The organism is Tissierella sp., from assembly GCF_032104385.1.
Lineage (GTDB): Bacteria > Bacillota > Clostridia > Tissierellales > Tissierellaceae > Tissierella.
Genome location: NZ_DAMCHJ010000001.1, coordinates 24,082 through 38,867, shown reverse-complemented (window position 1 = coordinate 38,867; position 14,786 = coordinate 24,082). Strand labels below are relative to the sequence as shown.

Here is a 14,786-nt window from a genome sequence, read left to right as displayed (position 1 = left end):
TATGAAGTTTAGCTATATGGTTGTTGCTAATGATATTAAAGGAAAAAATGTAACAGGATTAATTGGTAATTACGATGATCTATTTAAAAAGATTAGTGATTATGGATATGATGGAGTCGAGTTGTTAATAAAAAATCCATTCCTAATGGATTTTAAAGAAATCAACAGATGCCTTAAAAAATATAACTTAGAAATACCAGTAATATGTACTGGAGAAATGTATGGTGAGGATAATTTATCCTTTGGAGATCCTGATTATGATATTAGAAGAGAAGCTATAAGAAGAACTAAGGAAGCAATGAAAATAGCTGAAGAGTTTAATGCTCATGTTAATGTAGGTAGACTTAGAGGTAGATTCATTGATGGAGTAAAGAGAGAGGATACAATTAATTGGTCTAAAGAAGGATTTATAGAATGTGCAGAATTTAATAAAAATGTAAATCTATTATTAGAGCCTATAAATCATAAGGTTTCAAACTTTATTCTGACTACTGAGGAAGGTTTAAACTTTATAAAGGACTTAGGAAAATCAAATGTAAGACTTATGTTAGATTACATTCATATGATGATTGAAAATGAAAACCTTGAATATAGCGTGCATATATCAAAAGAATACTTTGACCATATCCATGTTTGTGATTCTGACAGAAAGCCCTTAGGTATGGGGAACTATAAAATTGATAATTTTGCTGATTTGTTAATGGAAGTAGGATATGATGGCTATGTTTCCATTGAAGCATTTGATACGGAGGATTATATAGCTAATATTGAGAGTAGCATATCAGAACTTAAGAGAGTGTTTAATAAATAAATTTAAGGAATAAAAAGGAGAAGTTAATGGAAAAACATTATATTCTTGTTATAAATCCCGGATCTACATCTACTCAAGTGGCTTTGTTTAGTAACAAAGATTGTCTATTTGAAGAATCCATTTCTCATACAATGTATGAACTTAGTTTAGATGTTGAAGAACAGATAAGTTTTAGGAAAGCATCTGTGTTAAATTTTATTAAGAAAACTGGTATTGACTTCAGTAATCTTAGTGCCATTGCAGCAAGGGGTGGGAGATTGAAGCCCATCCCATCTGGGACTTACCTAGTTAATGATTTAATGTTAAAGGATTCATTTGATAAAGAAAATGGGAATCATGCTTCTAGACTGGCTGTCATAATTGGTAATGAACTAGCACAAGATGTAGGTTGTAATGTATATTCTGTAGATCCAGTTTCTGTAGATGAAATGATTGAAGTATCAAAGATTTCTGGCATGCCTGAAATAGAAAGAAAAAGTTTAAGTCATGCTCTAAATATGAAGGCGGTTGGTAGAAAAACTGCTGAAGATTTAAATGAAAGTTATGAAAATCTTAATTTAGTAGTAGCACATCTAGGTGGAGGTACAACCATAAGCAGCCATAGAAAAGGTCAAATGATCGACTTAGTTAATGATTTTGAGGGAGGATTTACTCCTGAAAGGTCTGGGGGATTGCCTAATCTTCAACTTGTTAAATTATGCTTTTCTGGTAAATATAATGAGAAAGAAATTATTAGAAAAATGGAAGGCCTTGGTGGGTTTTATGCTTATTTAGGTACTAAAGACTTTCTTGAAATAGAAAATAAAGTTAGCAATGGAGATAAGCAAGCTAAATTGATAATGGATGCTTATATATATCAAATTATCAAGGTTATAGGCAGCATGGCAGCAGTATTACAATATAAAGTAGATGCAATTAGTTTAACAGGCAGTATTTCCAAATCTAAAAATGTAGTTAATAGTATAAAAACAGTTTTTTCAGACATATCACCTGTTATGGTGTACCCTGGCAGTTTTGAAATTGAAGCTCTAGCTCATGGAGTATTGAGAGTGCTTCAAGGGGAGGAAAGACTTAGACAATATCCAGATGGAGAGGTTTTATCATGAGGAATTTTGAAGAAGCAAGACTTAAAGCATTGAATTTTACTATCAAACCCACCGTTGTAGTTCCATGCCCCTATGATAAGAATATACTTCAAGCATTGATTATGGTTCAAGAAAATGGCTTTGCTAATATAGTCCTAATTGGAAACAAAAATAGGGTAGATTCAATAATAGATGAGTATGATTTAGATTTTAGACATGAAACTTTTATTGAGATTGATGAAGATTTACTAGCAATAGAAGAGGCACACTCGCTATTAATAAATCATAAGGCTGATATTATTATGAAAGGTTTGGTTCAAACAAAGGATTTCATGAGAATATTGTTATCAAATAAGGATTTCATGGAGAGCAAATTATTAACCCATGTTGCAATCTATGAAGTACCATCTTTAAATAGATTATTATTTGTATCTGATCCAAGTATAGTTGTTGAGCCAACAATTCATCAAAAGAAGGTTATTATTGATAATGCCCTAGAATTAATGGATTCCTTAAATATGGAAAGTCCAAAGGTAGCCATAATATCTAGTACTGAGGTGCTGAATGAGAAAGTTAAGTCCTCAGTTGATGCAGTAGAACTTACGAAGATGTATACTGAAAATAATAAGGCTGCTATTTATGGACCATTAGCTATAGATAATGCTATATCAAGAGAGGCATCAAAGTTAAAGAAGATTGAAAATTTGGTTGCAGGAAATGCAGATCTGCTGATTATGCCAAACTTAGATGCCGGAAATATATTTTGCAAGGGATTGACCTATATAGGGAATATAGCATCTGCGGGAATAGTTCTGGGAGCTAAAAAACCAATTGTACTGACATCTCGTTCAGCTAGCCCTAAAGAAAAGTTTAACTCAATTATAATTTCTTGCTTAATGGTAAACAAAAAATATAAAAAATTATAGGAGTGATTTTGTGAAGATAATAGAAAATATGCCGATGGAAGGGACGCCTTATTTTAATGAAAAGAAATGGGTATCTCCAATGAACTTTTTAAGTGAAGTTATGACTAATACTACATCAAAAAAGGTATATATTCATGATGTTACACTGAGAGATGGTGAACAAACATGTGGATTAAACTGGACAGAACAAGAGAGAGTTGACATTGCTGTAGCACTGGATAAATTAGGAGTAAAAAGCATTGAGGTAGGTATGCCAATTATTTCAGAGGATATAGTAAGCGCTATTAGAAAATTAGTGGATATGAACTTAGATGCTGAAATAATTGCATTCTGCAGAGCTAGAAAAGATGATATTGATTATGCAATAAAAGCTGGCGTTTCAAAGGTAATAGTAGAACACGCTGTTAATCCATACACTAATTACTTTGCATATAAAGTAGAAACTGATGAGCTGTTAGAAAGAGTTATTGATTCTATTGAATATGCGCAATCTAAAGGATTAAAGGTAACCTTTATGGGATGGGATGTATCTAGGGGTACTTTGGACTATGCTAAGAAGGTATACACAGAAGTTGTTAAAAGAACAAATCCAGAGTCAGTAGTATTTACGGACAGTTTTGGTGTGGCTACTCCACATGCTGTATTTCATGTAATTCGAGAATTAAAAGAAGCTTTAGGAGATACTCCAGTTGAATTCCATGTTCATAATGAATTTGGAATGGCTATGGGAGCTGTTATGGCTGCTGTATATGCAGGTGTTGATGGTATCCATACTTCAATAAATGGATTAGGTGAGAGAACAGGTAATGTTGCCACTGAGGAAGTTGCCGCTGCATTGGAAATATTATTAAATGTGGATACTGGTATTAATCTAGAGGAAATAGATAAAATCACTAAAATGGTAGAGGAGATAACCAATATTCCTATTCATAATAATAAACCGGTTACAGGTAAAAGATTATTTTGGTTAGAATCAGGAGTACCAGTACAAGCAAAAACTAGACTTGAAGAAGGCGGTATATCTGCTGCGATGACGCCTTACTTGGCAGAAATTGTTGGTAGAGAAAATACGAAAATTGTTCTTGGAGGTTCAAGCGGTAAAGAAAATATTCAAATTTATTTAGAAGGCTTGAATTTACCATATAAAGATGAAGATATTGATAAATTAGTTGAAAAGGTAAAGTTAGAAGGAAGAAAACATAGAAGAGTTCTTACTGAAGAAGAGTTTTTAGATATATATAATTCTACAGTTAAATAAATTTTTAATATAAATGCGGGGAATTCCCTGCATTTATACTAAGTAAACTGAGGTGATTATTTGAAAGAGTTAGATTTTTTAATTAGAGAGTTTATAAAAGCAAATAATGATGAAGTAATTAATTTGAGAAGAAATTTTCATAAGATTCCTGAACGAGGCTTTGAAGAGTTTAAAACCTCAGAAATAATATTAAATTACTTAGAATCCTTAGGCTTAGAGACTAGGAGAATAGCTAATACAGGGATTGTTGCTGATATTAATGCAGAGATAACAGATTACTGTGTTGCATTAAGATTTGATATTGATGCGTTACCCATTACTGAAGATACAGGACTAAGCTTCCAATCAATGCACAATGGAATGATGCATGCCTGTGGACATGATGGACATATATCAATTGGTTTAGGAATAGCTAAACTGCTTTTAGAATTAAAAGAATTTATACCTGCAAGGATCAGAATTATTTTTCAACCTGCTGAAGAAGGATTGGGTGGGGCAAAGAAGATGATTGAAGAAGGTGCTCTTGCCCAACCCATGCCCAATTTAATTATTGGTTTACATATTTGGCCATACTTACAAAGTGGTAAGATAGGAATTAAATCTGGAGCGGTTATGGCAGCAGGAGATAAATTTCATATAAAACTTATTGGGAAAGGTGGACATGGTTCAAGTCCGCATCTTACTATTGATCCAACAGTAATGGTTTCAGAAGTGATTCAAGGCTTTCAAAAAATACCAAGCAGATATATTAATCCAATAGAACCTGTTGTTATTTCTATAGGAAGTATTGTTGGAGGGAACTCCTTTAACACCATACCAAACAATGTAGAAATAACAGGAACTACAAGATTTACAAATATAGAATTAAGAGACGAGATAAAAAATAGAATGGAAGACATTTTAGAATCAATAATCACTGCAAATGGCGGAATGTATGAATTTATATATGAAGATTGCTTTGATGTAACGGTAAGTGATGATGAATTAGTCAATATAGTTCAATCAACAGCAAAAACTGTAATTGGAGAAGATAATGTGGTAAGAATAACTAATCCTAGTATGGCAAGTGAAGATTTTTCAGAATATGAGAAATCTATACCGGGGTTATATTTCTTTCTAGGAACAATGAATAGTGAAGAAGATTGTATTTATCCATTACATCATCCTAAGTTCAATCTAGATGAAGACATATTATCTATAGGAGTTATGCTATTAGGTAAGTTTGTTTATGATATTAGTAAATTAAGGGTGAAGGAGGGATTTAGATAGTATGAGTAAATATAATAGTATTCTTATAGATTTGAGTGATAATGTAGTTACCACTTTACATAATATTGAAGAAGGACAGGTACTAAGTGCTATAGGATTAGATACAAAGATAGTGGTAAGACAAAACATTATAAAAGGACATAAGGTGGCTATTAACAATATTGCTAAAGGTGAAACCATAATTAAATATGGTAAAAATATTGGTTCATCTGTTTGTGATATATTAGCTGGAGAACATGTTCATATTCATAATATTAAAAGCAATAGAGGTAAGGAACTAAAGGAGGAGTAATCGGTGTATAAATTTAATGGTTATTTGAGAGACGATGGTTCCATTGGAATTCGCAATCATATACTAGTGTTACCTATGGTAATTTGTGCAAATTCAGTTGTAGAAACAATTGGACGTGAGTATCCAGAGGTTGTAACGATACCTCATGTTTACGGTTGTACTTTTGATCCTGTCAGTAATGAAGAGATAACAAAGACTTTTATTGGACTGGGAAATAATCCCAATGTAGCTTCAGTACTATTGGTAAGTTTGGGATGTGAAACTATCAATCTGGATGAGGTTTATGAGGGTATAAAAAAGACTGGAAAAGTTGTAGAAAAAGTTATCATACAAGATATTGGTGGCACAGTAAAAGCAATTGAAAAATCACGGGAAATAATAGAAAAATTTAAGATATTAGCAGATAATGTAAAAAGGGTAGAGGCTGATTTATCAGATTTAATATTTGGAACTGAATGTGGTGCATCTGATAGTTACTCTGGTTTATCAGCTAATCCTGTAGTTGGATATGTAAGTGATAAATTAGTTGGGTTAGGTAGTACAGTAATTTTGACTGAATTAACTGAATGTGTTGGTGCAGAAGATTTGCTTGCCAATCAATGTGCCGATGAAGAAGTTGCCCATAAATTACTTGAAATGATAAAGGAAACAGAAGGTAATTTAGCCAGAGTAGGAACTAGCAATATAGTAGATATTTCTCCTGGTAATCTTGCTGGAGGATTAACAACAATTGAAGAAAAATCATTAGGTTGTATTAAAAAGGGTGGAGGAACTATAATCCAACAGGTTTTAGAACATGGTGAAAAACCCATGAAAAAAGGATTAGTAGTGATGGATGCACCAGGTCATGATGTTGAGTCTATGACGGCTATGGCTGCTGGAGGAGCTTCGTTGATTTATTTTACAACTGGAAGAGGTTCTCCAACAGGGTTTCCAATAGTGCCAGTAATTAAGGTAATAAGCAATACTGATACATTTAACAGGTTAAATGATAATCTAGATATAAACACTGGAGAAGTTATAGAAGGCACAAAGAGCATTCAAGAAGTGGGAGAGGAGTTATTTGACTTCACAATGAAAATTGTTAATGGAGAGGAAACAAAATCAGAAAGGCTAAAGTGTAGAGAATTTGCAATAAGAAGAAGAGGGGTTAATGTTTGTATACTTTAGATCAATGGTGAGATAATATTTTTAGACTCTAAGGATAATCCAAAGAGTCTTTTTTATTGGCAAAATACTTGGAAATCTATGGTATAATAACTATATATCTTTTAATTATAATTTGAGGAGGGGTTTTATGTTTAAAAGAGAAAGAAAAATTATCAGCTTGGCATTGTTATTATTTATCTTAGTTGGTATTGTTTTTCCAAGTATATCCTTTGGAGAGAGGGAAGAACTAAATATCACTATTTTAGGAACTACAGATATGCATGCCAATATTTTCAACTGGTCCTATGAAGATGGTACGGAAAAAGATGATTTAGGTATTGCAAAGGTTTATTCTGTAGTAGAAGAAATCAGGAAAGAAAATCCTAATACATTACTTATAGATAATGGAGATACCATTCAAGGGACTATACTTTCTGATGATTTGTATAATACTAAAAAAGAACTTCCACATCCAGTAATAGACGTGATGAATTTTATGAAATATGATGCTATGACTTTGGGAAATCATGAGTTTAATTTTGGAATAGACATGGTAAAGAAAATCGAAAAAGAAGCAGAGTTTCCAATACTTGCTGCAAATGTAAAATATAATAAGGACGATTCTTATTTTGTAAAGCCTTATGCAATTGCAGAAGTTGCAGGTATTAAAGTAGGTATATTGGGACTAACAAATCCTAATATTCCTAGATGGGATGGTCCAAAGGTTACAGAATTAAAATTTGAAAATATGGCAGATGCAGCTGAAAAACACATAAAAGAGCTAAAAGAAAAATCAGATATAATTATAGCTACAGCTCATGCTGGCTTTGAAGAGGAATATGGCAAGGATGGTGCAAAGGAAATTATTGAAAGATGTCCTGAGATAGCAGCATTATTAGTAGGTCATAGTCATGCTACAGTAAAAGAAAAATTTAAAGATACTGTAGTAGGTGGTGCTAGAGATGCAGGCAGGCAAGTAGTGAGATTTGACTTGTCTTTGAAAAAAGATAAGGATAATTGGGTATTAGCTGATAATAAGGTTGGGATTATAGATGTAAAGGATTATAAGGCTTCAGAAGAGCTTAAAGAATATGCTAAGGAATATCATAAGAAAACCTTAGATTTTTTAGTAGATATAATAGGAGTTGCTGCTGCAGATTTTATTCCAACGTCTGAAATCAAAGGCATTCCAGAGGCGCAAATTAGAGATACCGCAGTTATAGATTTAATCAATGAAGTACAACTTAAAGCCACTGGTGCGGATATTGCAGCAGCAGCTTTGTTCCAGCCTAATTCTAATATAAAGGCTGGGGATATAACTTATGCAAGTATATTTGATATTTACAAATATCCTAATACCTTAATAGGTATAGAGATAAATGGTAAGGAATTAAAGGATTATATGGAATGGTCAGCTAAATATTATAATACTTTTAAACCAGGAGATATAAATATTAGCTTTAATCCAGATATTAGAGGATATAACTATGATATGTTCCAAGGTGTAGAATATAAGGTAGATATATCTAAACCAGAAGGACAAAGAATTGTAGATTTAAAATTCAAGGATAAGCCAGTTAAAGATACGGATAAATTTAAATTGGCTATAAATAATTATAGATATGGTGGATTGAAGAATATGGGAATTATCAGTGGAGAGCCATATTTTGAATCTGACCCAAAATCTCTAAGATCATATATAGCAGATTATATTAGAGAAAAGGGAGAAATTGCTCCTGAAACCGATAATAATTGGGAGATAATAGGTGCAGACTTTAATGATCCATATAATGAATATACTATTGGAGAACCTAAATTAAGAGAGTATATAATAAATGAGATAAATAAAGGAAATATAGTTATTCCATCATCTGAAGACGGAAGAACTTATAATGTAAAATCCATAAACACTCAAGATTTAATAAAAGAAGGTTTAATTCCGAAGGAATTTATCGCTAATAAACCAGCGGCAGAAGTAAAACCAGAACAAAAGATAGAGGAAAAACCAAAGACGATTCAAGAATCAGTAAAAGAAACAAAACCAGAAGTAAAACTTGTTTCTACTGAAAAGCAAAATAAATATGTAGTTAAACCAGGAGATGTCTTGTGGAAAATAGGCAGAGCATTTGGCAAGACATGGAAAGAATTAGCAGAATTTAATAATTTAAAAAATCCACATCTAATTTATCCAGGACAAATAATATATATTCCTCAATAATAAGAGAAACCACTTCACAGTTATGAAGTGGTTTCCGTATAATTAGTTGTTTATAAAAGATAAAAGTTTAAAATTCTAGGAATATGTATATAAATAGAAATAGATATATTATAAATAGAAAGGAAGAATTCTATGAGTCAAGTTTATGAGATTATTTCAAATCATGTATCTATTAGAAAATATAAAAATGAAGATATAAAAGAAGATGACTTAAATAAGATTCTTAAAAGCACACAATTTGCACCATCTTCTATAAATGGGCAGCAATGGAGTGTTATAGTTATAAAAAATCAGGAAACTAAGAAAAAAATTGCTGATTTAGCTGGAGGGCAAAGATGGATTGCAGAAGCACCTGTATTTCTTGTTTTTGCAGCAGATTACTATAGAACAGCCATGGCATTAAAAAAACAGAACAAAGAGTTTAAAAATATTGAATCCATAGAGGCTACAATGGTAGCAAGTGTCGATGTAGGCATTGCTTTTTCAAATGCAATGAATGTTGCGGAATCAATGGGATATGGAATTGTACCTATTGGTGCAGTTAGGAGAGAACCAATGGAAATCATTGAATTATTAGAACTACCCAAATATGTATATCCTATATTAGGAATGTGTATAGGTGTTCCAGATGAAAGTCCAATGAAAAAACCGAGATTTCCAGAAGAAGCAGTAATTCATAGAGAAAAATATAATAAGAATTTAGAAGGGTTAATAAATCAATATGATGACATTATCAAAGAGTATATGAATGCAAGAACAGAAGGGGAAGAGACAAGAACATGGAGTCAAGGGATTAGCTCAGTATATGATAAAGTATATTTTCCAAAGGTGTATCCAACGCTTAAACAGCAGGGTTTTAAAAATGACAAATAATATAGAAACACCTATAAGTATAAATACTTATAGGTGTTTCTATATTGTAATCATTGTGATAAAATGGTAATATCTAGTTATATTAATTTGTCATAAATTATCATAATAAGTAATATATTGGAGAGCAATTTCAAAATTAATTAATATGAAAGTATAGCTAAAACTTTAAAGCTTTCTGATGATTTACGGATTTATGAATGGGGGAGAATTTATTGGCTGTAAAAATAATTACAGATAGTACTAGCTATATTACTGAACACCTTAGGGCAGAGTTAGATATTAGAGTTTTACCTTTATATGTTTCTTTTCCAGATGAAAGTATAAAAGAAACAGAAATAAGAAACGAATTATTTTATGAAAAGATGGAGGAAAAAGGAATTCCTGTTTCATCACAGCCTTCAGTAGGTGAATTATATAAAGAGATGAAGGATATTGTTGCTAATGGACATGAGCTTTTATGTATTTTCTTATCATCAGAAATGAGTGGTACTTATGCTAGTGCTTGTGGGATTAAAGAAAAGATTTTAGAGGAATACCAAGATGCAAAAATTCAAATTGTAGATTCTCGTTCAAATTCTATGCAATTGGGATTTGCAGCAATTGTAGCTGCTAGAGCAGCTAAAGAGGGAAAGACTTTAGATGAAGTCAAGGAAATAGCAGAGAAAAATATAAAGCGAAGTAGGTTTCTGTTTATTCCAGATAATTTAGTCTATCTTAAAAAAGGTGGTAGAATAGGTGGGGCAAGTGCATTAATTGGAAATGTACTTAAAATCATACCTATTTTAACAGTGCAAGATGGAAAGACTACTATATTAAAAACTATTAGGACAAAGAATAAAGCAATTAAATCCATGATTGACATAATGTTGAAAGATCATTTAGATTATAAGATACAAGAAATTATTATTCACCATATTAACTGCTATGAACAAGCAAAGGAATTAGCAGATAATCTAAAAAAGGTTTTAAATAAGGATATAGATATAGTGGATATTGGCCCTGTAATTGGACTTCATGTGGGCCCTGGAGCAATAGGAATCGTTTACTATACGGAAAAAGGAAGAACCTAGGATGATTTTATCCTAGGTTCTTAAAAGTTGCACAGGTAAGTGCTATTTACCCTGTGATATATTTCTTTAGATTTTCCAATGCCTTAGTTTTAGTATTTACAACAGTTCTATAGCTTATGCTAAGTCTTTGGCTGATTTCTTTTATACTTATATTTCTTACATAATAAAGAATAACTATTTCCCTTTGCCTTTCTGTTAATCTTTCCAATGCTTTTTTAAGTTCAGCATTTATTTCATCTTCCAATATTATATCTATGGCTTCCTTATTATCTGATATTAGAAACTCCATTATTTCTTGCCCCTCATCTCCTATGGGTTCGTTTAATGACAGATGAATTTTTCTCTTATGTTTATTTAAATATAAATATTTAAGATTTAATTTTATATATCCTAAGAAATGAACACCTTTGCTGGGATCATAGGTTTTTAAACTTTCCAAAATCATTAAATTACCTTCTTGTATTAGATCTTCATATTCTTTTCCAATATTATAGTATTTTCTAATTGAACTTATAATTAGTGGCTGCAATTTATTTATAATTTCTTCTACAGCATCTTTATTTCCTACTATAGCCAAATTAATTAGTTCATCTAACATATATTTTCCTCCTTTATACCAATTATTTAAGTTCAATATACATTTTTATCATTAAAATATTAAAAAGGGACTTAAATGAAGTCATATATGTAATTAATGAAAGTTATAAGGACTAATTACAAGTCCTTATTTAATTAAAAGGACTTGCAATTAAACATATGTTCTGTTATTATAAGTCTAAGAGTTATATGGAGGAGGGGTATTGTGGAGAATATACTTAATAAAGATATTATGGCAATTGTGCCAGAATATGTAGAAGGCAGGGGGAACTGTACTAAAATATATGCTATGGATATGGAGCCGGTAATACTAGATAAAAGTATAAAAACTATTATACGTCTTATAGGGAAACATTATATGATTGACTTAGGAGAATTAAAGAAAAGATATAGGAACTTAATATCATCACCAAATTTAGTGCCTATTCCACTGAGCAAAAGAGATATCTTTATACCTTTTAAAACTAGAGTACCTATGTATAAAAACGATGGAGCCTTTGGATATATAAATATGAAATATATTGAAAAGATTAAAGAAGAAAAAGGATCTACAGTTGTATATTTATCCAATGGGACAAAAATTCCTTGTCTATGTAGTTTGTCAACCATAGATAAACATATGAAAAATGGCAATATAGTAAGCAGATGCTATGAAGATAGAGCAAAAAGACTAAATGAAGAAGAAACTGTTTACACTGCAAAGGTAATTATTACCAGATGAAATAACAGATTTTTCGTTCTAATCCTATTATTCTTGACAAAGGTTGACGATACAAGTACAATAGTTGTAACTATAGTAATGATGGTCGAATTTTGTAACATTAGGAGGTAGTTTTGTGAAGTTTTTAGTTGTTGATGATTCTAAATTTTCTCAAATAGTTACATCAAATTTATTAAAAAAATTTTTCTCAGATGCAGAAATTATTTTAGCTAATGACGGTAAAGAAGGACTAGAGAAATATAAAGAATATAGACCAGAATATTCTATTCTTGATTTATTGATGCCCAATGTAAATGGAAAGGAATTAATAAGACTAATCAAGGAATATGACAAAGATGCTAAATTATTTGTAGTTTCAGCTGATGTACAGAAGAATGTAAAGGAAGAAGTATTATCATATGGAGTAATGGAATTTTTAAACAAACCATTTAATGAGGAAAAGGCTCAAATTATATATGATACTATTAAAGGTGATAGAGATGAAATATGATGACTTAATATATGATATATTAAGAGAAATTTTCAATATTGGGGTTGGAAAGGCGGCAGATATGCTTTCTGAAATAATAGATAAAAAGATATTATTAGATGTCCCTAGTATTAAGATTATTGAGCCGGACAATAAGGATATAGAATTTGATGAATTTTTTTACAAAGGGATAAAAGGAACATGGATGGTATCTTCCATTTGTTTTGAAGAAAAGATAAATGGAGAGGCGAATCTAATATTTCCTGCAGATAAAACTAGAAGTATTATAAATTTTTGTACAAAGCAGGAAGATGAAGATGTTGGAAATTATTTAGACTTTACAGATATAGATTATGATATTGTTAGAGAGTTAGGAAATATAATTTTAAATTCAATTATTGGGGAGATGGGAAACTTTTTAGATATTAACTTAGAATATACTTTACCTAATGTTAGACTTTTTAATAGGATGGATTTTGAAAATGATATTAAGGATAGGAGAGATTTAAGTTTATTAATGCTAAGTATATCATTTATTTTAGATGATACTGAAATAGAAGGTGCTATAATAATAAGTCTTACAATTAATTCTTTAAATGAGGTAATAAATATTATTAAGAGAATGGAAGTTGAACTTAATGAATGAAAATTTATTTAATATTTTAGATTATATAAATGAAGGAATTGTAATACTTAATGATGGATTAGATATTTTGTTTTGGAATAAGAGTATGGAAGAATTAGTTGGTATTAAAAAAAGTATGGCTTGTAATTCTAAGTTATTTGAGATTCTTCCCCAATTAAATAAAAATTATTTCAAAGAAGCTATAGATGGTGTTTTAGGAAAAGGGTATAAGTATTTCTTTTCATCTAAGATGCATGAATCTATAATTTCTGATGATTTTGAGATTAATTTAAAGTTAAATAAAATTGAAAGCCAAGGTTCTAGTTATTTGATGATAGAATTTATTGATATTACTAGTCAATGTATAAGAATTGAGCAGTTAAAAGAATATGCTAATGAGCTTTATTTTTTAAATACAGAATTAAAAAATAGGGAAAAGGAAATTGAAAGATTAGCTTATTATGATAAACTTACAAATGTTGGAAATAGAACTCTTTTTTATACTTTAGCAGAAAAACTTTTAGCTAGTGCCAAAAGAAATAACACTATACTAGGATTGATGTTTATTGATATTGATAGATTTAAAAGTATAAATGACAAATATGGACATATGGCAGGAGATAAAGTTTTAGTCAAGATAGCTAATACATTGACAAAATGCGTAAGAGAAACGGATACGGTAGTTAGACATGGTGGGGATGAATTTTTAATATTATTACCTGATTTAAAAGAATATTATAATTATAAATTAATAGCAAATAGAATATTAGGTGCAGATAAAAAGGTGAAAGTTACTGAGGATGCAGAAATTGATATCTCTTTAAGTATAGGAATTAGTTTTTATCCTAAAGATGGAGATACTGTTGACGAGTTAATATTAAATGCAGATGAGGCAATGTATAATGTAAAAAGAATGGGTGGAGATAAGTGCATAAAATATAATTAGGGCAGCCTTAAAGGTTGCTCTAAATTGTGATATAATATATTAAAAAGACATCTATAAGGAGCAGTTATGACAGGAAAAACACATATAGCAATAGGAATAACAGCTGCATTAGCAGTATCTTCTAATCAGCCAGTGGAAAATCGTTTAGTATTAGTATTGGTTTCAGCAATATCTTCTTTGATTCCTGATTTAGATCATCCTAAGGGTAAATTAAATCAAAAGATATTATTAATTAATAATAATTTCTACAGGATTTTATTTTATTTATCTTTGGGTTTTGTGTCTACATATCTTTATTATTCAATGGAAATAAAAGTTTTTTTGTATTTAGGAATTATATCTTTTTTAATAGGTATATCTAGCCATAGGGGATTTACCCATAGTATAATAGGCTTTCTTATATCCCTGACTATAATTAAATTGTGTATGGGCAATTTTGGAGTAGAATATATATATACTGGTTTTACTATAGGCTAT

The 14,786-nt window shown here is 30.6% G+C and carries 16 protein-coding genes; 15 read left to right on the top strand and 1 reads right to left on the bottom strand.

Translation table 11 applies throughout. The annotated features are described in order from the left end of the window. The first annotated feature begins 1 nt into the window (after window position 1). The 10 genes from RT714_RS00195 (at window position 2) to RT714_RS00150 (ending at window position 10,951) form a co-directional block, all read left to right on the top strand. Window positions 2-811: a sugar phosphate isomerase/epimerase family protein gene (locus RT714_RS00195; RefSeq protein WP_313755611.1), complete on the top strand. Its 810-nt coding sequence runs from the start codon at window positions 2-4 to the stop codon at window positions 809-811. 26 nt (window positions 812-837) lie between these two features. Then, on the top strand, window positions 838-1,917 hold the full coding sequence (gene buk, locus RT714_RS00190; RefSeq protein WP_313755610.1) for a butyrate kinase: 1,080 nt from the start codon (window positions 838-840) through the stop codon (window positions 1,915-1,917). Next, window positions 1,914-2,822 carry a phosphate acyltransferase gene (locus tag RT714_RS00185; RefSeq protein WP_313755609.1) on the top strand — a complete coding sequence of 303 codons (909 nt, stop codon included), beginning with the start codon at window positions 1,914-1,916 and terminating at the stop codon, window positions 2,820-2,822. The genes buk and RT714_RS00185 overlap by 4 nt, the downstream gene beginning before the upstream one ends. Window positions 2,823-2,832: 10 nt before the next feature. Continuing rightward, window positions 2,833-4,080 carry a hypothetical protein gene (locus RT714_RS00180; RefSeq protein ID WP_313755608.1) on the top strand — a complete coding sequence of 416 codons (1,248 nt, stop codon included), beginning with the start codon at window positions 2,833-2,835 and terminating at the stop codon, window positions 4,078-4,080. A 60-nt stretch (window positions 4,081-4,140) separates the two neighbouring features. Continuing rightward, window positions 4,141-5,349: a M20 family metallopeptidase gene (locus RT714_RS00175; RefSeq protein ID WP_313755607.1), complete on the top strand. Its 1,209-nt coding sequence runs from the start codon at window positions 4,141-4,143 to the stop codon at window positions 5,347-5,349. A gap of 1 nt (window position 5,350) precedes the next feature. After that, a complete protein-coding gene (locus RT714_RS00170) occupies window positions 5,351-5,641 on the top strand; it encodes a UxaA family hydrolase (protein WP_313755606.1) in 291 nt (96 codons plus the stop codon). 3 nt (window positions 5,642-5,644) lie between these two features. After that, entirely contained in the window at window positions 5,645-6,811 is a 1,167-nt protein-coding gene (locus RT714_RS00165) for a UxaA family hydrolase (RefSeq protein WP_313755605.1), read from the top strand. A gap of 127 nt (window positions 6,812-6,938) precedes the next feature. Continuing rightward, the gene (locus RT714_RS00160) at window positions 6,939-9,008 is read left to right on the top strand and encodes a 5'-nucleotidase C-terminal domain-containing protein (protein WP_313755604.1); all 2,070 of its coding nucleotides are present in this window, start codon (window positions 6,939-6,941) and stop codon (window positions 9,006-9,008) included. Window positions 9,009-9,140: 132 nt separating this feature from the next. Continuing rightward, on the top strand, window positions 9,141-9,881 hold the full coding sequence (locus RT714_RS00155) for an NADPH-dependent oxidoreductase (protein ID WP_313755603.1): 741 nt from the start codon (window positions 9,141-9,143) through the stop codon (window positions 9,879-9,881). Window positions 9,882-10,093: 212 nt separating this feature from the next. Next, on the top strand, window positions 10,094-10,951 hold the full coding sequence (locus tag RT714_RS00150) for a DegV family protein (RefSeq protein WP_313755602.1): 858 nt from the start codon (window positions 10,094-10,096) through the stop codon (window positions 10,949-10,951). 46 nt (window positions 10,952-10,997) lie between these two features. Here the strand turns inward: RT714_RS00150 and RT714_RS00145 are convergent, their stop codons facing one another. After that, on the bottom strand, window positions 10,998-11,549 hold the full coding sequence (locus RT714_RS00145; RefSeq protein WP_313755601.1) for a sigma-70 family RNA polymerase sigma factor: 552 nt from the start codon (window positions 11,547-11,549) through the stop codon (window positions 10,998-11,000). A 204-nt stretch (window positions 11,550-11,753) separates the two neighbouring features. Between RT714_RS00145 and RT714_RS00140 the strand changes: the two genes are divergently transcribed. The 5 genes from RT714_RS00140 to RT714_RS00120 form a co-directional block, all read left to right on the top strand. Then, a complete protein-coding gene (locus tag RT714_RS00140) occupies window positions 11,754-12,269 on the top strand; it encodes a competence protein ComK (RefSeq protein ID WP_313755600.1) in 516 nt (171 codons plus the stop codon). Between the two features lie 115 nt (window positions 12,270-12,384). Beyond that, a complete protein-coding gene (locus RT714_RS00135) occupies window positions 12,385-12,759 on the top strand; it encodes a response regulator (protein WP_313755599.1) in 375 nt (124 codons plus the stop codon). Next, complete coding sequence (locus RT714_RS00130) at window positions 12,749-13,384, top strand: chemotaxis protein CheC (protein ID WP_313755598.1); 636 nt, start codon at window positions 12,749-12,751, stop codon at window positions 13,382-13,384. The genes RT714_RS00135 and RT714_RS00130 overlap by 11 nt, the downstream gene beginning before the upstream one ends. Continuing rightward, on the top strand, window positions 13,377-14,309 hold the full coding sequence (locus tag RT714_RS00125) for a sensor domain-containing diguanylate cyclase (protein ID WP_313755597.1): 933 nt from the start codon (window positions 13,377-13,379) through the stop codon (window positions 14,307-14,309). The genes RT714_RS00130 and RT714_RS00125 overlap by 8 nt, the downstream gene beginning before the upstream one ends. A 66-nt stretch (window positions 14,310-14,375) precedes the next feature. Then, on the top strand, window positions 14,376-14,786 hold a 411-nt coding region (locus RT714_RS00120; protein ID WP_313755596.1), incomplete at its 3' end, for a metal-dependent hydrolase.